The sequence below is a fragment of the Fodinibius saliphilus genome (assembly GCF_005869845.1).
In the GTDB taxonomy this organism is placed as follows: domain Bacteria; phylum Bacteroidota; class Rhodothermia; order Balneolales; family Balneolaceae; genus Fodinibius; species Fodinibius saliphilus.
Map to the genome: position 1 here is coordinate 50,291 of NZ_VAWF01000002.1, position 20,220 is coordinate 70,510.

Genomic DNA, 20,220 nt, shown 5'->3' on the forward strand with positions numbered 1-20,220 from the left:
AATTACTCGACAATCTCTTCTTCAGACATTTTTCGCGTAGTAATCTGGCCATCTTCCTCAAGCTGTTTGATCTTCCTAATAATTTGAGTTTGTGCTTCCTTAACATCTTTAAGCGGTACAGGACCTAAGGCATCCATATCTTCCTGTAGCATACCTCCGGCACGATCCGACATGTTGTCGAGAAACTTATTTTTAACCTCATCATCAACACCTTTAAGTCCCATAACAAGATCGCTCTTCTCCATCTCGTTGATAATAACCTGGACAGTACGGTCGTCGAAGTGAACAATATCTTCGAAAAGGAACATCTGCTGCTTAATGTCATCGGCCATTTGTGCATCACGGCTTTCAATGAAACTCAATACATGACGTTCAACCGAGATATCGGCTTCATTCAGTATTTGAGCCACAGCACCTGTTCCACTTCTGAGCCTATCACCCGTGGCATACATGCCACCCATTTGTTCTTTAATTACTTCCTCTATCTCTTCTATTACATCTGTTGAAATTTTTTCCATAGTAGATAAACGGAATACCACCTCGGCCTGTAAATCCTCATCGAGATGCCCCAATACTTCTGCCGTTTTCTGTTCTTCAAGCTGCGAAAATATGAGAGCAACAACCTGGGGATGTTCCTTTTCTAAAAAAGAGGTGATTTGTGAAATCTTGTTTTCCTGGAAATCAGCAAAAGCAGTTGATTTAGAACTTGCTTTCAGCTTTTGGCGAACTTTTTCAGAGTTAACACTATCTCCCAATTCTTCTAATAATTGGTTGGCATAGTCAGCACCCCCTTCGAGCATAAACGAGTCTTTCGACATAATTCGGTAGTATTCATTCATTACCGAATCAACTACTTGGGGTTTAATATTATCCATATTGGCAATAGCAAGGGTAATGGATTCAACCTCATCTTCCTTGAGGTATTTCATCATTGATCCAGCTGTTTTCGTGCCGATATTGGTAATAAATATTGCCGCTTTTTGAGCTCCTGTTAACTCGCTGGGATCTTCAATAACGCCCCCTTTATTATTCTCATTAGCCATAAATTGCTATTTTCCGTCGTTCAAAATTAACATTGCTCGTACCACTTTTGCGGCTTTCGAAGGTTTTAACTCCACCATATTCACAATCTCTTCCAAGTCGTATTTTTTCTCTTCGAGAGCGGGTATCTCTTCATTTTCATCACTATCAATAAGATCCTGCAATTCCTCTTTACTCATACCTTCAACCTGTTCTTCTTCCGAATCCCCGGTAACAACCTTTGACCCATCTCCGGTTGTTGAACCCAGAATCAAGTTCTGTTTTCCGATAGCCTGTTTTCTGAGGCTATTCAAGAGCCATACAACAATTCCAAGGGCTATCATAATTAACCCCCACCTAAAAGTTCTGCTCCAAGGCCAAGGATTCTGCATACCGCCACCGGGCGATATATTATTAGGATTCCAAAATTCCACCTGCTTAATCGTAATTTTATCCCCCCTATCTGCCTGTAATCCTAACGCAGAGCTCAGTACTTCTCTAAATTCTTTTAATTCTTCTTCTGAATAAGGTTTGCTTTCCCAAACGGCCTCTCCTTCTTCCGTTTCTGTTTTCACTCGCTTATGATTTAGTAGGACAGAAGCACTAATATTGCTTATTTCGCCTTTGGCCTTTCGATATACCTCTTTGGTTTTACTGACCTCATAATTTCGTGTTCGTGAAGAAACTTCGTCGTCATTTGTTGAAGTCACTACAGTTTCTCCCCGATCTTCAACAGGAGTAAACTCATCGATAGGTACAACCTCAGAGCCTTCCTGGCTATGTACTTCTTCACTTTTTTGCTCAGAAATCAAAGTCCTGCTTTCTGGATCAATATTATTGGATTCGCGTACCAAGCTATCAAAGTTTTGTTCTACAGCCACACGCAAAATACTATTGCCGGGACCCAATACGCGATCCAACATGGACTGTCCGCGCTCGGTTAGATGATTTTCCGTTTTTCGTTCCGACTTTAACCAACTGTCTTCTGAGGCAGCCCCGCCTTCTCCTTTAGTATCAGTAGTCAAGCGATTTCCAGCGTGGTCAACAATAGTAACATCCTCAGCTTTAAGCCCTACAACACTTCCCGATATCAACGATGTGATACCTTCAACACGCTGGCGGTTAAGCTTTTCACCGGACCTAAGAGTTAGCAAAACTGAGGCAGAAGCTTTTACAGTTGTTTCTTCAAATGGAGAACGTTCAGGTAATACCAAATGCACTCGCGAAGACTCAACCTGCTTTAACGTGTTTACTGATTTAGATAACTCTCCCTCGAGGGCTCGCCTATTATTAAGCTGCTGCATATAATCAGTCATTCCTAACGAATTGGAATCAAATAGCTCATACCCTTTCATATCTGATTGAGGAGCCCCTAATGGAGCTAGTTCGAGGCGTAGTTTATCAACTTTGCTATTTTCGACATAAATCGACTGTCCACCATTCTTAAGCTGGTACTCTACTCCTCGCTCATCAAGCTCCTGCGTAATCTGTTGCGCAGAATCTTGCTTTAGAGATCCAAATAGAAGAGTATAACTGGGACGAAGTGTCCAGTAAAATAATGTAGCCACCAATACCAATATAGATACCGCTAACCCAAAGAAAAGAGTACGTTGGGCCGGACTAAGGGGCTCTAAAAAATCTTTTATTTTATCTGTGATAGAATTCATTTATAACAAACTTATATTTGCATACGACTTACTTCCTGATACGTCTCAACAACCTTATTTCGAACCTCTACCATGAGGTCAAAACTTAACTTGGCTTTCTGCATAGAGATCATAACATCATGGACATTATCTGACTCACCGGCTACAAACTCTTGCACTTTGTTATCCGAAGCCTTCATTGTCTCGTCAACACTGTTAATCGCATCCGTTAACACATTAGCAAATGACTCACTATCACCTTCCTGAGGCTTTATTTCACGACTTTGAGGCGTTAACTCAATTTCATTTGCCTGCTTAATTAATTCACTTGCCTGTATCCCTTCAATCATACTAGCTGGAAATTATCTAAATTCTCATTTCTGTTTCTGCAATCACTGTTGGCCATAGGATCTATATCTCCAGAGAACGTTTCATAATCTGTTTTTCTGCTTCGATACTGCTTAAGTTCGCCTCATATAATCTATTGGCACTTACCATATCGGTCATCTGCTCAATCATATCGATATCAGGATATTTGACCATCCCATTTTCATCGGCATCAGGGTGCTGGGGATCATATTCCGACCTAAAGCTATTACTTTCAGCTACTTCATATGATGGGCCAAGTCCCTGGGGTGTTTGCCCTTGACGACTGGGTACAGCAGCCGACAGATGGCGACCATCTGTTTTTTTCATAGAATCGATACTATTACTTAATACATTTTTAAATTTAGCGGGTTCAGGCCTATACCCACGCACTGTTTGCGCACGATAACCGCCATTTTTAGTAGCGCTGGTATTGACATTCGCAATATTTCGTGATGCAACATTAATACGCTCACGCTGCATAGAAAGACCTTGGGCCGCTGTCTGAAATGCTGATGAAATTCTATCCGGTAACATAATTCTAATACTTTTTTATTAACGTGTAGTACTTGTAATACCTGTTTTTAACATATCATAGTGGTGCCGTAGAGAACGAGTAACAAGCTGAACCCTCATCTGGGTATCAGCCATCTCCATTAATTCATTCTCCAGTACTACTTCATCTCCGGTTTCTCTGATGGTAGGAGTAATACTGTTGACATCTCCTCCTCTTGACCGTACCTGACGGAGTTCTTCTTCAAAAGGCACATCATGTCGTTTATAGCCGGGAGAATCGATATTAGCAATATTCGAAGATGTTACACGCTGACGCAGCGTATAATTATCCATTGCCTGGGCTAATAGCTGACTATGTCCACTTTCAATTATATTCATATGGAACTCATTAACTTGCCTGTTCGTAACTTCAATTAAACTTTTTCAAATATTTTCGGAACATCTTTCATCACACTACAGTATCAGTGTGTGTTATACAGTAGGCAATAGCTATGCCAGATCATTATTTAACAGTGATCGCTTTCTAACGGGCTTTAAAATCGTTGGATTTTTATGGGGAAGGGGTAGAAATAACCGTTCGACAGGTAAATTTTTCCTATTCGATGATTTTCTCGTTCTTCTATTTAAGAAATGAGAAATTTAGCTGATAACAGAGAAGGATGAATTATAGCCCCCTCAAAAAAGAACTTTAATTTAGAGGCCTTCTTTATTCGGGGGATCTCACACACATTAGATACTATGTTTCAAACGCAAAATGCTATTGAACTGTCAAGCTTGATGGAGAAGACCGAAAAAAGTGACCCCACCTTTATTATCGATATTGATAATAGGAAAATCTGTGAGGTCAATGAAGAGGCAATTGCCCTATGTAATAATAAAAGTCCGATTGGGGAGAAGCTAGGGGACATTATTTATATAGATAAGAAAATAGGCCGTGACACATCACCGGCCTTTTTTAATGGTAAATGGTTTTGTTTAGAACAAGAAACGTTGTTATGGAATGGGGCTCCCCATATCAAAATAAAGTTAAAGAAACGTAATGAGATACCCAGTATTGAAGCCTTACAGTCATTGAAAAAAATGATTGGATTCTTACTACACCGAATTCGCTCGCCGTTAACGGGGATACAGGGTTATACCGAACTGATAGAAAATCAATTGGGTGAACACCATGAGCAACGATATGTAAACCAGGTTAATAAAGGAATTGATCAACTTTTTGATCTGCTTGATGAGCTTGAAACCCTGGAAGAAATTTCGCTTGACCCGGTTGAATTAAATAATCACTCGGCGAATCCCAAAGAAGTGATAGATGATATCTTATCAAATTACTCAAAGGAACACCGTGATAAGATCACATTCACTGCTTCAGCATCTACTCAAAACGTCCGTTGTAATCCCGGTGATTTGCAACGTATTCTTTCCATATTAATTTCAAATGCGGTTGAGCACGCCCCCATTGAGCAACATCACATTTCAATTTCACAACCATCAGCCCAGTCTATTAAGATTTCTCATAATGGGAATCCTATCCCAAAATCGATATCGAAAGAACTGTTTCATCCATTTGTAACAACAAAAGCACAACAGCTTGGTATTGGACTCACCATGGCGATGCTTTATGCAAAACGATACCAAGGATCTATCTTCTTAACAGATAACAACCCATTTCGGGAGATCTCTTTTACGTTTTGTCTGCCCCCATCTACATCATCTTATGGTATTACTGCCTTATAGAGGATATTTATAGTAATTAGCTAATAACCTAAATCCTTAATAGCTCTACATTGTTCTACTAATCGCCACCTCCCTAGGAGGTTACAACAATGTGCAGATTCACCTGCTTGGTGAATCTAAATGCTATACCAATTCTATTCCAATCAAATATAGACAAACCCACTCCCTTCTTGGCCTTAGCTATCTGACCTCGTCTTATTTTCGTTTTGCCTCTGCCAGCAGGAGACCTCCCTACTCTCCTTGCTATAACAGGTACTAAATAGGGCAATAATTGCTTAGTTGTTTTAACTCCAAAGGTTAATAAACTGGCAGGAAGAACAGAAAGCAGATAGGTTAATTGGCAATAACTCTTATGCAAAGAGGTTTACTGATAGGTTAGTTTAATACTACCGCGCAAGGTCCCACTTGTTCGGTTTTACTTCTGTTTATTTTTCGCAACTGGAATGCATGTATTACCCCCAGATAGGGGTTTTTTATCTAACACCTTTAAAAGAAAAGCAGACTGTTATTTACTTAGCCTGCTTACTTGAACACAATAATCGTTTCATCAGTGATTGCGATAAAATTTGGAATGCCCGTTTCTCCACTCCAGTTCTAAAATGATGAATAAAAGTAAGAATTTACTCAAAAGATAAAGGAAGAGTACTTTATATTTAATCGTCCAATACTAAAACACAGAAGAAAAACCATTCAATAGCCAATGATAGCTGACCATTAAATTGTGATCAATTACCATTTTATATATATAATTAAGACTCTGTACTTTCGCCCAGCATCTTGGCAATCTGATCTTTCAACAACAAGTGAGTTAAAGGCTTTGGCACAAATCCCAACCCTTGACGAAGAATAGCGTCAATACGCTGTTCATTGTTCTCTGTTGAGACCACAATAGCAGGAATATGCTGGAAGTCAGGATGGTCATGAACATAATCCAACATATCTAAACCATCCATTACCGGCATATAAATATCTACCAGCATTAGATCTACCTCTTCTTTTTCGAGTACCTTGATGCCCTCCTTACCATTTTCAGCTTCATGAATTTCATTAATTTCGAAATCCATCTCAACAGACAGTACCGTATTTTTGAGCACTACCCGCATGGTAGGATCGTCTTCAACTATCAGGACATTAATTTCCATTTCACAGTACCTCGCATACGATTATGATTCACAATTCAATATAACTACATAAAGAAAGACACAAGTAGAGCTATAACAGAAATTGCAATAGCACTACCTGATAAAATAGTAAAAGTATCCTTTCTTTTTTTCTCTGCATACATATCAGAAAGTACCGAAGCAACCAATGGAAAGTTAACACTTAATCCTTCAAACTTCTCTGTAGAAAAGAAAGTAGTTATTTCTCCTTTTTCATTTTTGTAGCTATACTTTTTGTTAAAGTGATAAAAAATACGACCAAAAATCATATCTTTTTCAACTCCGCAAGCTTCTGCTACTTCCTCAACCTCAATTGGCACCCGTATACGAGCAATTCTGTCAGGTTCTTTTTTGGCATACCTTCGGAACTCATCGTAATATCTATAATAAATATCTTCGAGTATCTCGAAGTCGGTTGGAATATCATTCATGTTATTTCATTTTATTATAATTTGTCTCGCCGGCATAGCAATAGCGATGCCGGCAATCATTCTTTATAACCCGTAAAGAAAAGACAAATATCAAGCACCTGGTGTAAGAGGTCCTATAGTGCAATAACATTCATACACCAACCCCAGGATATTATGAATATCCCAGGTTTAAGCTCAAAAAATTATCCTTCAATTCTAAAAGTAACAGGCAAAGAGTACTTTACCTTAACAGCGCTGCCACCCTGTTTGCCGGGCGTAAACTTAACGTCTTTAATAGCATCAATTGCAGCCTCACCACAACCACCGCCAATACCTTTTAGTACCTTAGGTTCCTGTACATCTCCATTTTCATCTACAATTACTTGTAGGTATACTCGACCGGAGATTCCCTTTCTACGAGCTTCTTTAGGATATTCGATCTTTTTATATAGTGCAGGTAATCCCCCTTTAATCTCTGGCATTTGATCTACTACGGTATACACTTTATCATCCTGTGCATTGGCCGTTGAAGGGGTAGCCAAAGATCCTACAAAAAAGAGACCTATCACTAATATTATCGTAATTCCTAATTGTCTTTTAACATTTCTATATCTATCTATCATAATAGAGGTTTTTTATTTGTTTAAAATTAGCATGTTTAATTTCTCCCAGGGATGGGAATGTGTAGTTGATATATTCTTATATAGTACTTTCGTTAATAATGAGCTGTCGGACGGACTGTTAATCAAAATCCGTTGAAGTTATTATCAAAATCCGAGTAGTCACCATTTGCACCATTGTTTCCATTAGCGTGTTGTTTTTGGGGCTTGCTAAATCCTGCATCAAAGTCGGCAAATGACCCCTTTCCATTACTATCTGCTCCGTCTGAAGATTCACCATTTGCCAGATCTTTCTTTAGGTTCATATCCTCTTCTGCCTCATCCTCGAGGCCAGCTAATGATATCAGACCGTCGACAATACTTGTAAGTTCATTCGCTTGAGAAGAAAGCTGTTCGGCAGAACTAGCTGACTCTTCAGAGCTGGATGCATTACTTTGCACATTTTGATCCAACTCATTCATCACCGAATTCATCTCTTCAATACCTTTCTGTTGTTCAGAAGAAGCCGCTGAAATCTCAGTTACGAAAGTATTAACGTTGTCAACACTTTCCTGTATTTTTTCCAGATTTTCGGATACCTCATTCGCAACTTGAGCCCCTCGCTCAGAACTTTCCTGAGAACTTTCAATAAGCTCCGAGGTGTTTTTAGCAGCCTCAGCACTGCGCTGTGCCAAATTCCGAACCTCTTCAGCTACTACGGCAAAACCCTTACCGGCCTCGCCAGCACGTGCCGCCTCAACTGCTGCATTTAATGCCAACAGATTAGTTTGAAAAGCGATATCATCAATCGTTTTAATAATCTTGGAAGTCTCCAGGGACGACTCTTTAATTTCTTCCATTGCCTTGTCCATACGTTCCATCGCCTCAACTCCACTTTGTACACGAGGCTTAGCCTCTTTCATTGCCACTTCAGCCTGCTTTGCATTCTGTGCGGTTTGCTTAGACTGTGCCGACATCTCTTCAAGTGAAGCAGTAGTTTCCTGCAAGCCTGCTGCCTGTTGGTTGGAGCTTTCTGCCAACGATTGACTGGCCTCACTCATTTGCACAGCCGAATCGTTCACTTGCGTAGCCCCAGATGACAATCGTTCAATAATATCGGAGAGAGCATACGCAACCGATTCACTCATAAAGAACCCAAATAAGATAGCTCCTACTACTGCAACAATAACGCCAATAGCCAAGAACCAGATTGAACTGCTCACAGTAGCCTTGGTCAATGTACCCTGCTCATCTGCCCACTTCTTTGCCTTATCAGACAGAACCCCTGCATTATGAATGATCTCATCATATGCTTTTAGTTGCACTTTCTCTTGTTGGTCAACCGTTTTTCGCGCCGAGATCATCGCTTTAACCGTACCTACATTATCATTTAATACAGCCAGGGCAATACTAAGCAGCATATCCCCTTCCGGATCTGTTACTCCTTCATATAGTTCTCCCAGATCCGTACGGAGCTGATCAAAATTACCAGCGAGGCTGGAAAGCTCATCAGAATCATTCAAAGCTTCTGACTGCCAAAGCTTATTCATGTTATTTAAAAAGCGTTTTGTAATCTCATCAGCCCTCGCCATTTTCTTTTGCTCTTGCTGTATTGCCTGGGCATCGGTCAAATTCTTTATATTGGCAGATGCTATAGACGCATATTCATCCATATTCGTTACAAACTCCTGAGAACCGGAAGCCGTATTCATGCGATATCCGGAAAGTTCTTCTATAGCACTATTAAATAGTGTTATAGATTCACGATAACTGCTATATGCATTTTCTATACTCTGAATCCCCTTTTTAAACTCTTCAACCTCATATTTCTTTGCCAGCTCTTTACCTCTATTTATTTTGGTATTTACTCCATCTAGCTGGCTAACAGCGGTCTTATATAATGTATCATCATATGTAGCACTATAGCGAGAAAGGTTGTTACCTACTTTCCGCATATCATTTTCGATGGAACTTGATATATCCCATTCAGCTAAATTTACTTTTGTCAATTGGTCGGTATAGTTGTTTATCTGATTTAGAGAAACAACTGCAGCTAGCCCAACCAAAAAGGTCATTAACGAACCACCTACGACAATAATCAGAATGCGCTTACCAATCGTCCGGTCTTCATTTCCATATCTTGCTACGAAATCTCGAATCAAGCTTTTTATAAAGTTCATACCATTTTCCTTAACTATTTTAAAGAGGATACTAAATATTCTTTCTGTTTTACTGCTGCCAACTTCCAGAAATCACGTCTCAATGATTTCAATCAAGTAGATCATACGTTCTAATTATTATTATCGGTTATTTGTGATATTTCTTAAGAAATAATTTAAGAAAGCCTCTCACTCCAAAACCGCCTTCATTGCAAATAAAAAGGTGTCTCTCAATCTAGAGAGACACCTTTAGAAGATTTTACATCTATAAGGGATAGACGATCTCACTCAATGAATATTGTCAAAATCCACTAAAATCATCCTCATCATCAAAAGGAATTAACTCACTACCTTCCGATAGGTCATTATCAAACGAGGAATGAACGGAATCGGAACGTTCGGCAGAACTTCCATTTCCGTTTGTATCCCCGTTTGTATGCTTACCGTTGTTGAGAGCATTATCGTTAAAACCATTTTGGGGGGCAGTATTTCGGTTTACCCCGTTGTTTTTAATTGATTGGTCAAGCCCACTCACTAAGGTTGAGAGCTCATCTACAATATTACCTAGTTTAGCTGCTTGAGTAGAAAGTTCTTCGGCCGAACTCGCAGACTCTTCGGATGCAGATGCATTATCTTGCACTACGCTATCCATCTCAGACATTACCGAGTTAATTTGCTGTATCCCGGTAGCCTGCTCTTGAGAAGCTGCGGAAATTTCAACAACTAATGTACTAACATCCGACACCTTCTGATCAATCTTTTGCAAATACTCTGATACCTCTTGAACCACCTCCTGGCCCCGCCGCGAACTTTGTTGGGAGCTTTCAATTAATTCAGAAGTGTTTTGAGCTGCCTCAGCACTACGCTGCGCTAAATTTCGAACCTCTTCCGCTACTACAGCAAAACCTTTGCCAGCCTCACCCGCACGTGCTGCTTCAACTGCTGCATTTAATGCCAACAGGTTAGTTTGAAAAGCAATATCATCAATTGTTTTAATAATCTTTGACGTTTCATCTGATGATTCGCGAATATCTTCCATAGCTCCTTTCATTCGATCCATGGCCTCCACTCCTTTTTCTACCATGGGCTGTGTTTCTTTCATAGTAGTTTCTGCTTCTGCAGAATTTTCATCAGTTTGTTTAATCTGTGAAGATATCTCTTCTAAAGACGAAGTTGTTTCTTCCAGACTTGCAGCCTGTTCACTGGCACTCTCTGCCAATTGCTGACTTGATCCTGTAAGCTGCATTGATGAATCATGTACCTGCTTGGCCCCTCCCGCAAGCTTATTAATAATATCCTTTAACCTTCTATTGATGGAATTACTAAACAACAAAGCAACAAATATCCCGCCCCCAATAACTAAGAATAACACAATCGCTGAATTGCGAATTATAAGAGCACGAGATTCGGATGTAACTGCATTCACCTCATCCATGGGTATACCTACAAAATAGATTCCTATTATATCATTACTTTTATTTAAGATAGGCTCATAGGCTGTTAGGTACGAAATGTCTAAAATTTCTGACTGTCCAATATATAATTGTCGATCCATGATAGTTTTATAGGCCTCACTATCAGTACCTAAAGCAGTGCCAACAGCCCTGCTTCCATCACCTTTTCGAATACTGGTTACAACACGGGTAAAATCATTGCCTTGTCGTTTAAAAATAGTAGCTGCAACATCACCATGTTTATTAGCGAATTCATCAATCGCTGAAGTATAGTCTGCTAAGGGGTTCTCATTTTCATCAACAAGTTTACCCCCTGATAACTTCAGGTCGCCAAAACGACTTGTAGAATATGTCTGTAACGAACTGATATCTCCGTCCAACTTCATGCGAAGAGTCTTATCAGTAAGTGTATTTAAACTACTATTTGCTGTAAGAATAGTAACCACAGTTAACAGAAGACCCGTTATCGCCAGTAACGATACTGTCATTACGATAAGCTTCTTCTTTATTGTCCAGTCTTGGACCGTTCCCATCTTCTGCCTAATACTCATATTAACCCCTGTAAATATTAATTATTTCCATGCCCCTTTTGACCTAAATATTCTCTGACTCAATTAATAAATATTAGCCTAACGTCAGCCTTGCTCTACAGCATTTTCAGACTGTTCACCCGATGATCCCAGAATGGCTTGAGGCACATCAAATAACACTTTGCGTACTTCAATAATCATCTTAACTGATTCATCGACCTTACCTATCCCAGCCAAGTATTCGCTTTGCTCTCCTGCTCCTACTGATGGTACATCTTCGATGTTACCGGTTTCTATGTCTACCACTTCCGATACTTTATCAACCAATACTCCCATCAAGTACTCTTCATCCTGAATAACAATAATACAGGTTTCATCAGTGTCTTCTATCTCGTTTAAACCAAATCTTGTCCGCAGGTTCATTACAGGAACAATTTTCCCTCTTAAGTTTAAGACTCCACGTATATATGAAGGCATTTTAGGAACGGGAGTAATAGACATCAGCCCGATAATTTCCTGCACCTTAAGAATTTCTATTGCATATTCTTCTTCTCCCAAGAAAAAGGTTAAAAACTTTCCTCCTTTGATCTTAGCATCAGATTCTTGTTGTTCAACTTGTTCAGTCGTTGTTTCACTCATAGTTACAGAACTTAATTTTCTCAATTATTGTGCAACTGGTTCTACTGCCTCCCAGTTAATCAGCATTTATTACATTGCCTTTTTCTCAGTGGCAACCTACCTGCTTTTCTTATCGGTAGAATTGTTTTTTTCTTAAATTTTTAGCTCCTGCCTTTTAAAGATATTTTGCGTGCTATTTATTGTCTTATAACTTCTAATATATTTTCACCTAAATCTTCGGGGGTAAATGGTTTATGAACAAATACTGCACCCTGGCTGGTAAACTCCTCGATACGACTCTTATTACTTTCATTTGAAACAATGAGAATGGGAAATGTATCAATACCTTTATTTTGATTAACTACTTTTAGCATTTCTTCACCATCCATCACAGGCATACTAATATCTATAATGAGCAAATCCACCGGATGCTTTTCCATCATATCAAGCCCTTCTTTACCATTACCAGCCTCATAGATTTGCACATCCTCGATTTCACAAATATTGATAGTTTTTTCAATAACCTTGCGCATCATTGCGCTATCATCAACAATCAGAATATGAGTTGCCATTATGTCTAAAGATTTTGAATTAGAAACCGATTATTACTGTGCATTCAAAAACCACTATGCAGCTTTATTATTTTATTTTCCGATTTTGGATAATCCCCATAATTTTTTCTCGTAAAACTTCTGGAGTAAAAGGCTTATGAATAAAAGCGGCCCCCTGTCTGCCTATCTCTTTTATGCGACCTTCATTACTTTCCGTTGAGACAATGAGAACAGGTAGATTCTGAGAACAGTCACGCTTTCTTACTTCACTAAGCATCTCCATCCCATCCATAACGGGCATATTAATATCGATAAACAGTAAATCTACCAGATGTTCATCCAGCTTTTTGAGTCCCTCCTTTCCATCTCCGGCCTCATAAAAATCCGAAACATCAAGACCACATAGATTTATTGTCTTTGTGATCATCTTCCTCATTACTGCACTATCATCTACAATCAGTACATTTAGTGACATTTTTCTAAGTCTTATTTAATTAGTGGTCTGTGAGGTTAAACTGCTTTTTCTTTGGTTCGCGATACAATAGCATCTGATATCTCCGACAGTGGCAATGTTTCTGAAACCGCCCCCACCTCATGTGCTACCTTGGGCATACCATACACCACCGAACTTTTTTCATCCTGCCCAATTGTATGGGCTCCTTCTTCCTTCATAGCTAATAATCCTTTGGCTCCATCCGATCCCATACCCGTTAATATGACACCTGTAGCATTTATTCCTGCAGCTTCTGCCACAGAATTAAATAACACATCTACACTCGGGCGGTGGTGATGTACCGGAGGGCCTTGCTTAATCTGGGTATAATACTTTGCTCCTTTTTTTCTGATAAGCATATGATAGTTTCCGGGAGCTATAAGTACCTGGCCCGGCCGAACCCAATCACCGTCTTCAGCCTCTTTTACATCTACTGTACAAACTGAATTTAATCGTTCTGCAAAACTTTTTGTGAATACCGGGGGCATATGTTGAACAATAACCATCCCCGGCAAATTAGCAGGCAAATGCGGAAGTACAGCTTCCAGTGCTTTGGTCCCGCCGGTCGAAGCCCCAACGGCAATAATTTTTTTGGTTGTTTTCTTAAGCCGGGCTTTAGGTACATTTTGTCCACCGGTTGCTTTAGGTTTAGTCTTAGAAACACTAAAATTATTATCAAAACTTGCAACCGAAGCTGCTCGTACTGCTTGGATAATTTCCCGTGAAATATTTTGCGTAGAATAAGCGGACCCCGGTTTACAAATAACATCTACCGCTCCCAAGCGCAATGCCGTTAAGGCATTTTCACTATTCTTAGGAGTAAGCGAACTCACCACTACAACCGGAATAGGATGATGTTTCATCAACTTTGATAAGAATGAAAGCCCATCCATCCGCGGCATTTCAAGATCCAGTGTAATAACATCTGGCTTGAGTTTTGCAATTTGCTCACGAGCTATATACGGGTTAAGAGCCGTACCAACGACTTCAATATCTTTCTGTTTATTAAGCTCCTTTTTCAACAATTTCCGTACAAAAGCAGAATCATCGACAACTAATACTTTAATCATCTTCCCCCTCTTTTGAATAGTGAACGGTAATTTCAGCAGTCCCTTCATCTAAGTAAACCAATACCGTTTCTTCGTGGAGCTTAGGTTTCCCATTCTCAACCTCTCCTTCTATAATTTCTGGCGGATCGAGGTAGCAAATCTTATCATTATTGGCAAACAGAGGAACCAGATTTCCACAAATAATATTTGCAATCTCACCTAGTGCCCCAGACTCCTGCTCCTCAGTGGGAGAATCTTCTCCCAACATATTTGCAGCAATGCCTGTTAACAACTCCTGAGTGGGTGTAATAACCATTTCTCCTTCTGCAGCTCCATTAAATCCAACTACAGACCGAATCCCATCCTTGGGAACTTCTGTTATAGGGTCATCTTCCATCTCCCATTCTTCAAGAGGGAACATGTAACAGGTCACCTCAAAGGTGTTAACGGCTATATCGTAAATTTTATCTTTATAGTTTTCGCTCATTGTGAACTCCGATCTATATGAACATTTAAAACCAGGCATAAACCTATAAACGTCATTCTATTTAGTTATCGGCTAAGCCTAACCAGATGTTTAATACTAATTTCCTATTATGGTTCATCATTAAATTTTCACTAGAAAACGCCTCTATTTCAATAGCTTCTTATTGATAGTAATAGAACCATCAGCAAGATTTAGAGCCATAGTTCGCGCTTTCCCGCCTCCTACATCTTTCCTTTCTATCATAAATCCATTTTTCCAAAGTAGTTTTCGAAACACTGTGAAGTTACGTTTCCCAATTTTAAAAAAGTCTTTATCTCCTTTCTTCTTCATGCTTGCTCCACCGGCAACAGAAATTTTCAGATTCTGCTTTTGAGCACCGAGATCATAAAGTCGGTCAAGTATCAGCTTCAGACCAGTATCAACATACATAGCCGGTTTCGACTTTGCCTTATCAGGATCAGCCTTTGATAAGGGAAGCATCGCATGCAATATACCTCCCACGCTTGCAACCGGATCATAAAGTGCTATCCCCAAGCAGCTTCCGAGTGCATAGGTAATAATTACTTCATTAGCATTGGAAGAAACCTTAAGATCACTTACACCTACTACTTTTTTCATGAAAAATTATCCTCCTATATCTTTTTATAAACAGCCGGGCACACATTTTTGAGTCCTTTATTCTCAGAAGATACACTTTCAGAGTGCCCAATAAACAGGTAACCGCCGGGTTTAAGCATATCTCGAAATCTAGAAACCAACTTTTGCTGCGTTTCCCTGTTAAAATAGATCATTACATTGCGGCACATGATAATATGGAACGGTCCATTCATCGGCCATTTCTTCTTTAGATTTAGTCGCCCGTAGGTAATCATTTTTCGTATTTCACCAGAAACCTGAAATTGATTTTCACTAATGCGCTGAAAGTATTTCTTACGTACTTTTGGAGGAATATCAGCCACTTTTTTAGCCGTATATACTCCCCTTTTCCCAATTTGCAGTACCTCTCTGGATAAGTCAGTTGCTAATATTTTTACTTTCCCGGGCGGCACCCCTTCTTCTTGCAATACCATTGAACATGTAACGGGTTCTTCTCCTGTAGAGCATCCGGCAGACCACCACTTTACATTTCGACCATTAATCTGAGGTATTACTTCTTTCCTGATAAATTCAAAATGCTGATCTTCTCTGAAAAAACTTGTTTTATTTGTCGTAAGTACATCTACTAGAGCTAGGAATTCATTACCAGTCCCATCCTTCTCCAGGTAGTTGATGTACTGAGCAAAGTTTGACATCCCCAGCTTTCTTATTCTTTTCAACACCCGAGACCTTACTAAAGCCTGTTTTCCTTCATGTAAATTAATACCACAATACTGATAAATCTTGTCACGTATTGTGGTAAATTCTGATTCCTTTAGCTTCATTTTCCAACACTATTATCCAGCCAATTTATCAGCAATAAGATATACCAAAGCCATCCCATTCTTTTAAAGAGCTGTTTGTTTATTAAAAATCCTTGCGTTAATTCATCATCAATGCAGCGGTATCCAGAATCAATCCCACAGTACCATCTCCCAGGATTGCCCCGCCAGAAATGTGATTCATATCTTCAACCATATTAATCGACTTACCCACAAGCTGCTGCTGCCCAATCACTTCATCGACTAAAAGGGCATACTTCTTATTGGCATTTCTGATCGCCAATAATGTGCCATCCGTTAATGATTTTTTACCCTCATCAATGTTAAAGTGATCATGCAACCTAATAACAGGTACTGTTTCACCTCGAATAGAAACTTTTTCGGAGTTCCCCATCACAGTAAACACATCATCTTTTTGTGCCCTGAAAGCCCGATCAATATTAAGCGTAGGTACGATAAATCGTTGTTCACCCACACGAACTAACATTCCATCAGTAATGGCAAGCGTAAACGGCAGTTCAATGGTAATTTTGGTGCCTTCCCCAATTTCTGAAGCGACATCAACCTTACCTTTGAGCTCTTCAATCGATTTACGAACAACATCCATTCCTACCCCTCGTCCTGATAAATCAGTCACCTCATCAGTTGAAGAAAAACCAGGCAAGAAAATAAGATTATAAATCTCTTTATCTGTCAGATTCTGATCAGGCTCTACCAATCCTTTATTAATTGCTTTCTCCAGAACCTTTTCTTTATTAATACCCTTTCCATCATCTTCAATCTCAATAACAACCTTTCCGCCTTCTTGAGATGCACGCAACCAAACAGTAGCCTGCTCCGGCTTATCTGTTTTAGCACGTTCTTCTGGTGTTTCAATACCATGATCAATAGCATTACGAACCATATGCACCAACGGCTCATTAATAATATCAACCATATTACGATCAATCTCGGTATCTTCACCGAAGGTTTTCAACTTTACATCCTTACTCGCTTTACGAGCTAAATCCCGAACCAACCGATTCATCTTATGGAATGTCGCCTTGAGAGGGACCATCCTCAACGTAAGACTTGTATCTTGTAGCTCACGTAAAATTTTACTGGTATGATTAATCTTTTTCTGAAGATTAGAATGGTCAGGAATACTTTCATCTTGGGCCACTACTGAATGTGCAATAACCAACTCACCAATCATATCAATAAGTTGATCCAAGCGGCTTACATTGACTCGTACAGAAGATTCTGTTTGCGATTCTTCTGAAGAGTTAGGCGCCATTTTTGCACCCGATCCATTTTCAGCAGCGTCTATATCGCCTTCCGTTTCAACTTCTGTAGGAACTTCATACTGTATTCCGCCTGCATCTTCCAGTGCTTTTTCAGGGGCAACTTCTGCCTCCGCAATATGCTCTAGTACATTTGTTAATCGCTCATAATTCAGAGGTTTGGGGAATGTCTCACCGCCTTCAGAAACTTCAATCACATCGAGCATGCTATTAATAATATCAATAGCTTCTAATGAGATGTCAGCACAAGCCGTATCAAAATCGATATCCCCATCGCGAACCATACTCAGCACCGTTTCCAGATGGTGAGTAAACTCCGAAATAGGCTGCAAACCCATGAATGCGGATGTTCCCTTAATAGTATGGAACGCTCGAAATACCTTATTGACGAGTTCAGCATCATTGGGTGATTCCTCAAGATCGAGCAGAGCCCCTTCAGCCATCTCCAACAACTCAGTACATTCGGTGATAAATTCACCAACCATCGCTTCATCAATATTTTCCGGAATGGTAAACATTTCAGAAGTTTCTTCGGCCTCAGGCTCTTGTTCAACCTCTTTTGTAGACTCATTCCATTGTTCATCAGATTCAATCTCAATAGCCTTTTCAGTAAGGTCAGCCAATTCCGCAAGCCATCCCTCTTCAACATCTCCAGACTGCAGCTGATCAACAATGCCTTGAGCCTCTTTCAAGATAGACGTCACTTCTTCAGGAGTATTGGCTATGACTCCCCCTAACAGGTTATCCAAACTCTCTAGATATTCCCCAGAAATGTTCTCCTCGTTGAGTCCCAATATATATGAGGCCAAATCGTTGAGCGTACGGGGCTTGGTTCCCTCATCTTCTTTCTGCTTAGCTTCTCTTGTATGCTCTGCAACCTCCTCCTCATCGATTTCTATAAGAGTATCTGCCGACTCTTTTCCGCCGGACAAAGCTTTCTCAAGATCGTTATAAGCCTGTTCAAAAACTGCAACTTCGATATCACCATTCTCAACCAAATATTCACGAATGGTGTTTACCGCTTGCATCGTTGAGGTTTTAACACTCATGAAGAATTCATCTTCTTCATAAAGATATCGTAACCCCTTCCAAGCAATATCTATTAGCTTTTGTAGTTGTCCAGGATCATCATCAAATGTAGAAATAAATTCTTCAAATTGGGCTCCAGCTACTGCTACATTTTCCCTGTCAGCAGGCCAAACATCTGCCAGAGCACGAATAATTTTTTCCAGATCCTCTATTCTTTCCTCTTTTATGCTACTCATCGTTATCTGCTTTTATTTAGATTCACTCAATACCATTGTTAGCCAGAACTCTGAGTTTGCACTTGCAAACTTCATCTTTTTTGTCGGCGGCTTATTAGGCATAAAAAGGGTTAAATCACTACCTCTGGTTGCAGTAGGAAGTGAAGACTGACCCCGAAAACCAACTTTTTCTACATTCGCAGCGACATCACCTGCTAAAATATTCGAAATTTCACCTATAAGATCTCCCATATCATCACTTTCAAATGGCAGAGGCATTCCAATAAACACCTCAGAAAAATATACAGCTGTTTCTTTCGGAATAGCCAACATCAGTGAAAGCGTATGCTCCGAATTAAAAACTGTAACATTACCTATAATACCATTTAGAGCACCGTCACCATTTGCTTCATCTATATAGGAGAGCTCTTCCCCAATAATGGAACCAAATGTATTAATTACGGACTCCTGTACTTTTTCTGCTATTTCAACAGGAATTTCATCTAGATTCTCTATCCTATCTATAGTTTTTATACTCATTTATCTTTTATTTAAGAGTTGAGAATTCCTTGGAAAAAACTTTTGTCTTCTTCCTCGTCTTCACCTTCCGTTGCAATATTGCCATCATCATCAAAATAATCGCTGATTGCTTTATGCATTTTATCTGCAGTAAAAGGCTTTGTGATATATTCGTTTGCCCCTCCTTCGTTTAGGGCCTTATCAACTTTACCCATAGATTTTTCGGCAGTTACCATAATAATAGGGATACTTTCATTCCCCTCGGCACGTACTGCCTGAGAAAACTCCACCCCTGTCATGTTGGGCATATTCCAATCAACAAACATGATTTGGATCTCTTCATTGTACTTACCTAAAGCATCCTCGCCGTCCTTAGCCTCTACATATTCAAATTCAGCTATCATTAGTTGATTTAGAGCCCGCTTAACGGCACTTCTCATTATTTTTGAATCATCAACAACCAGCGCTTTTATTTTAGCCATTACTTACTCCGATCTTCTTTATTTATGTGATGAAATGTGAACAATGGTGGAGCGCACCACATCATTTTTACTGCAAAACTTTAAAAAGCCTAAAACAACTCACCATTAGTTCCATTATCACGAACTATCTTGTCATGATGCGCCTGACCGATTTACTTATCGTCACGAATAACTATTTCTTAAACCCCTGAATCAATTTTTTAGATTGTATCTACGTTGTAACGAGAATAGCTGCCTATCAAACACTCTCTACCCATTAGCATATGGGCTGTTTACACATCTTGCCATGACTCAAACAAATAAAGAATGGTATTATATAATCTTAAGGGCAACCGATATTTTTTCCGTTTACTAGCAGATAATATCTAAGTTCAAGTAAAGAGAAGCATATATACAGAGAAACGAATAGGCACTAAAGTTTACCTTGTTAAAACCGATAAATATTATAGCAGATAATTTTCATGGCATCATGCCATAGC

21 protein-coding genes are annotated in these 20,220 nt (G+C 39.5%); 1 reads left to right on the forward strand and 20 read right to left on the reverse strand.

Going from position 1 to position 20,220, the window contains the following annotated elements:
- Window positions 1-2 precede the first annotated feature (2 nt).
- From fliG to FCN14_RS08225, 5 genes are all read right to left on the reverse strand, one after another.
- Window positions 3-1,043 carry a flagellar motor switch protein FliG gene (gene fliG, locus FCN14_RS08205; RefSeq protein WP_138430794.1) on the reverse strand — a complete coding sequence of 347 codons (1,041 nt, stop codon included), beginning with the start codon at window positions 1,041-1,043 and terminating at the stop codon, window positions 3-5.
- A gap of 6 nt (window positions 1,044-1,049) precedes the next feature.
- Entirely contained in the window at window positions 1,050-2,687 is a 1,638-nt protein-coding gene (gene fliF / locus FCN14_RS08210; RefSeq protein ID WP_138430795.1) for a flagellar basal-body MS-ring/collar protein FliF, read from the reverse strand.
- Window positions 2,688-2,698: 11 nt separating this feature from the next.
- Window positions 2,699-3,016, reverse strand: coding sequence for a flagellar hook-basal body complex protein FliE (gene fliE / locus FCN14_RS08215; protein WP_138430796.1), 318 nt, complete (start codon window positions 3,014-3,016; stop codon window positions 2,699-2,701).
- A 61-nt stretch (window positions 3,017-3,077) separates the two neighbouring features.
- On the reverse strand, window positions 3,078-3,569 hold the full coding sequence (locus tag FCN14_RS08220) for a flagellar basal body rod protein FlgC (RefSeq protein ID WP_138430797.1): 492 nt from the start codon (window positions 3,567-3,569) through the stop codon (window positions 3,078-3,080).
- Window positions 3,570-3,587: 18 nt separating this feature from the next.
- Entirely contained in the window at window positions 3,588-3,926 is a 339-nt protein-coding gene (locus FCN14_RS08225; RefSeq protein ID WP_138430798.1) for a flagellar basal body rod protein FlgB, read from the reverse strand.
- 360 nt (window positions 3,927-4,286) lie between these two features.
- Between FCN14_RS08225 and FCN14_RS08230 the strand changes: the two genes are divergently transcribed.
- Entirely contained in the window at window positions 4,287-5,285 is a 999-nt protein-coding gene (locus FCN14_RS08230) for a sensor histidine kinase (RefSeq protein ID WP_138430799.1), read from the forward strand.
- A 749-nt stretch (window positions 5,286-6,034) separates the two neighbouring features.
- Here FCN14_RS08230 and FCN14_RS08235 read toward each other — a convergent pair.
- From FCN14_RS08235 to FCN14_RS08305, 15 genes are all read right to left on the reverse strand, one after another.
- Window positions 6,035-6,427: a response regulator gene (locus FCN14_RS08235; RefSeq protein WP_138430800.1), complete on the reverse strand. Its 393-nt coding sequence runs from the start codon at window positions 6,425-6,427 to the stop codon at window positions 6,035-6,037.
- A gap of 44 nt (window positions 6,428-6,471) precedes the next feature.
- A complete protein-coding gene (locus FCN14_RS08240) occupies window positions 6,472-6,876 on the reverse strand; it encodes a hypothetical protein (RefSeq protein ID WP_138430801.1) in 405 nt (134 codons plus the stop codon).
- Window positions 6,877-7,058: 182 nt separating this feature from the next.
- Entirely contained in the window at window positions 7,059-7,478 is a 420-nt protein-coding gene (locus FCN14_RS08245) for an energy transducer TonB (RefSeq protein ID WP_138430802.1), read from the reverse strand.
- A gap of 122 nt (window positions 7,479-7,600) precedes the next feature.
- Window positions 7,601-9,634 carry a methyl-accepting chemotaxis protein gene (locus tag FCN14_RS08250; RefSeq protein WP_138430803.1) on the reverse strand — a complete coding sequence of 678 codons (2,034 nt, stop codon included), beginning with the start codon at window positions 9,632-9,634 and terminating at the stop codon, window positions 7,601-7,603.
- Window positions 9,635-9,914: 280 nt separating this feature from the next.
- Window positions 9,915-11,618, reverse strand: a complete 1,704-nt coding sequence (locus FCN14_RS08255) for a methyl-accepting chemotaxis protein (RefSeq protein ID WP_138430804.1) — start codon at window positions 11,616-11,618, stop codon at window positions 9,915-9,917.
- An 84-nt stretch (window positions 11,619-11,702) separates the two neighbouring features.
- Entirely contained in the window at window positions 11,703-12,236 is a 534-nt protein-coding gene (locus FCN14_RS08260) for a chemotaxis protein CheW (RefSeq protein WP_138430805.1), read from the reverse strand.
- 176 nt (window positions 12,237-12,412) lie between these two features.
- Entirely contained in the window at window positions 12,413-12,787 is a 375-nt protein-coding gene (locus tag FCN14_RS08265) for a response regulator (protein ID WP_138430806.1), read from the reverse strand.
- A 67-nt stretch (window positions 12,788-12,854) separates the two neighbouring features.
- Window positions 12,855-13,241 carry a response regulator gene (locus tag FCN14_RS08270; RefSeq protein WP_138430807.1) on the reverse strand — a complete coding sequence of 129 codons (387 nt, stop codon included), beginning with the start codon at window positions 13,239-13,241 and terminating at the stop codon, window positions 12,855-12,857.
- A gap of 35 nt (window positions 13,242-13,276) precedes the next feature.
- Entirely contained in the window at window positions 13,277-14,329 is a 1,053-nt protein-coding gene (locus tag FCN14_RS08275; RefSeq protein ID WP_138430808.1) for a protein-glutamate methylesterase/protein-glutamine glutaminase, read from the reverse strand.
- Window positions 14,322-14,795: a chemotaxis protein CheX gene (locus FCN14_RS08280; RefSeq protein WP_171032855.1), complete on the reverse strand. Its 474-nt coding sequence runs from the start codon at window positions 14,793-14,795 to the stop codon at window positions 14,322-14,324. The genes FCN14_RS08275 and FCN14_RS08280 overlap by 8 nt, the downstream gene beginning before the upstream one ends.
- 144 nt (window positions 14,796-14,939) lie before the next feature.
- Window positions 14,940-15,413 carry a chemotaxis protein CheD gene (locus FCN14_RS08285; RefSeq protein ID WP_138430810.1) on the reverse strand — a complete coding sequence of 158 codons (474 nt, stop codon included), beginning with the start codon at window positions 15,411-15,413 and terminating at the stop codon, window positions 14,940-14,942.
- A 14-nt stretch (window positions 15,414-15,427) separates the two neighbouring features.
- Window positions 15,428-16,216 carry a CheR family methyltransferase gene (locus tag FCN14_RS08290; RefSeq protein WP_138430811.1) on the reverse strand — a complete coding sequence of 263 codons (789 nt, stop codon included), beginning with the start codon at window positions 16,214-16,216 and terminating at the stop codon, window positions 15,428-15,430.
- Window positions 16,217-16,313: 97 nt separating this feature from the next.
- Entirely contained in the window at window positions 16,314-18,761 is a 2,448-nt protein-coding gene (locus FCN14_RS08295; RefSeq protein ID WP_138430812.1) for a chemotaxis protein CheA, read from the reverse strand.
- A gap of 12 nt (window positions 18,762-18,773) precedes the next feature.
- Entirely contained in the window at window positions 18,774-19,280 is a 507-nt protein-coding gene (locus FCN14_RS08300; RefSeq protein ID WP_138430813.1) for a chemotaxis protein CheX, read from the reverse strand.
- An 11-nt stretch (window positions 19,281-19,291) separates the two neighbouring features.
- On the reverse strand, window positions 19,292-19,741 hold the full coding sequence (locus FCN14_RS08305; RefSeq protein WP_138430814.1) for a response regulator: 450 nt from the start codon (window positions 19,739-19,741) through the stop codon (window positions 19,292-19,294).
- Window positions 19,742-20,220: the final 479 nt, after the last annotated feature.

Excerpts from the sequence above, each read along its gene's own strand:
- fliG (WP_138430794.1), bottom strand. The coding sequence starts at position 1,043 with ATGGCTAATGAGAATAATAAAGGGGGCGTTATTGAAGATCCCAGCGAG.
- fliF (WP_138430795.1), bottom strand. The coding sequence starts at position 2,687 with ATGAATTCTATCACAGATAAAATAAAAGATTTTTTAGAGCCCCTTAGT.
- fliE (WP_138430796.1), bottom strand. The coding sequence starts at position 3,016 with ATGATTGAAGGGATACAGGCAAGTGAATTAATTAAGCAGGCAAATGAA.
- FCN14_RS08220 (WP_138430797.1), bottom strand. The coding sequence starts at position 3,569 with ATGTTACCGGATAGAATTTCATCAGCATTTCAGACAGCGGCCCAAGGT.
- FCN14_RS08225 (WP_138430798.1), bottom strand. The coding sequence starts at position 3,926 with ATGAATATAATTGAAAGTGGACATAGTCAGCTATTAGCCCAGGCAATG.
- FCN14_RS08230 (WP_138430799.1), top strand. The coding sequence starts at position 4,287 with ATGTTTCAAACGCAAAATGCTATTGAACTGTCAAGCTTGATGGAGAAG.
- FCN14_RS08235 (WP_138430800.1), bottom strand. The coding sequence starts at position 6,427 with ATGGAAATTAATGTCCTGATAGTTGAAGACGATCCTACCATGCGGGTA.
- FCN14_RS08240 (WP_138430801.1), bottom strand. The coding sequence starts at position 6,876 with ATGAATGATATTCCAACCGACTTCGAGATACTCGAAGATATTTATTAT.
- FCN14_RS08245 (WP_138430802.1), bottom strand. The coding sequence starts at position 7,478 with ATGATAGATAGATATAGAAATGTTAAAAGACAATTAGGAATTACGATA.
- FCN14_RS08250 (WP_138430803.1), bottom strand. The coding sequence starts at position 9,634 with ATGAACTTTATAAAAAGCTTGATTCGAGATTTCGTAGCAAGATATGGA.
- FCN14_RS08255 (WP_138430804.1), bottom strand. The coding sequence starts at position 11,618 with ATGAGTATTAGGCAGAAGATGGGAACGGTCCAAGACTGGACAATAAAG.
- FCN14_RS08260 (WP_138430805.1), bottom strand. The coding sequence starts at position 12,236 with ATGAGTGAAACAACGACTGAACAAGTTGAACAACAAGAATCTGATGCT.
- FCN14_RS08265 (WP_138430806.1), bottom strand. The coding sequence starts at position 12,787 with ATGGCAACTCATATTCTGATTGTTGATGATAGCGCAATGATGCGCAAG.
- FCN14_RS08270 (WP_138430807.1), bottom strand. The coding sequence starts at position 13,241 with ATGTCACTAAATGTACTGATTGTAGATGATAGTGCAGTAATGAGGAAG.
- FCN14_RS08275 (WP_138430808.1), bottom strand. The coding sequence starts at position 14,329 with ATGATTAAAGTATTAGTTGTCGATGATTCTGCTTTTGTACGGAAATTG.
- FCN14_RS08280 (WP_171032855.1), bottom strand. The coding sequence starts at position 14,795 with ATGAGCGAAAACTATAAAGATAAAATTTACGATATAGCCGTTAACACC.
- FCN14_RS08285 (WP_138430810.1), bottom strand. The coding sequence starts at position 15,413 with ATGAAAAAAGTAGTAGGTGTAAGTGATCTTAAGGTTTCTTCCAATGCT.
- FCN14_RS08290 (WP_138430811.1), bottom strand. The coding sequence starts at position 16,216 with ATGAAGCTAAAGGAATCAGAATTTACCACAATACGTGACAAGATTTAT.
- FCN14_RS08295 (WP_138430812.1), bottom strand. The coding sequence starts at position 18,761 with ATGAGTAGCATAAAAGAGGAAAGAATAGAGGATCTGGAAAAAATTATT.
- FCN14_RS08300 (WP_138430813.1), bottom strand. The coding sequence starts at position 19,280 with ATGAGTATAAAAACTATAGATAGGATAGAGAATCTAGATGAAATTCCT.
- FCN14_RS08305 (WP_138430814.1), bottom strand. The coding sequence starts at position 19,741 with ATGGCTAAAATAAAAGCGCTGGTTGTTGATGATTCAAAAATAATGAGA.